This window comes from Pseudoroseomonas cervicalis ATCC 49957, from assembly GCF_000164635.1.
Taxonomy (GTDB): Bacteria; Pseudomonadota; Alphaproteobacteria; order Acetobacterales; family Acetobacteraceae; genus Pseudoroseomonas; species Pseudoroseomonas cervicalis.
Genome location: NZ_GG771269.1, coordinates 1 through 504, shown reverse-complemented (window position 1 = coordinate 504; position 504 = coordinate 1). Strand labels below are relative to the sequence as shown.

Genomic DNA, 504 nt, shown 5'->3' with positions numbered 1-504 from the left:
CAGGCCCCGGCCCCGTTCGGCGCGCTGGACCGCACCGGCGCCCCGCAGCTGCGCTTCAGCGCCACCGAGCCGAACCGGCCGATCCATGCCGGCGACACCGTGGCCGTGGCCGGCCAGGGCTTCCGCCCCGGCCAGGCGGTGACGCTGCTCTACGGCGCCACCCCGCTGCCGGGCAGCGCCCTGGTGGCGGACGCGCAGGGCCGCGTCTCCGGCCAGCTCGCGCTGCCGGCGGAGGCGGAGGTGGGCAACCACCCGATCGTCGTGGTGGCGCAGGCGCCCTACACCGCCAGCATCGCCCTGCTGAAGGTCTCGCCCCGCATCCCGCTCTCCGGCCAGGAGGGCTACGAGGTGACGGAAGGCGCCGTGGCGCGCGGCCTCTACCAATCCGCCTACAGCGCGCGGAACAACGCGCTGTTCGTCACCGCCGCCGTGGGCCGCCCGCCGGTGCGGCAATCCGAGCTGCTGCGGGTCGATCCCGCGACGCTGGCGGTGGTCGCGCGCGTC

General features: G+C 76.8%; 1 pseudogene. It reads left to right on the top strand.

Annotated features, from left to right (window positions below):
* Nucleotides 1-504, top strand: a pseudogene (locus tag HMPREF0731_RS22940) (YncE family protein); the annotation flags it as partial.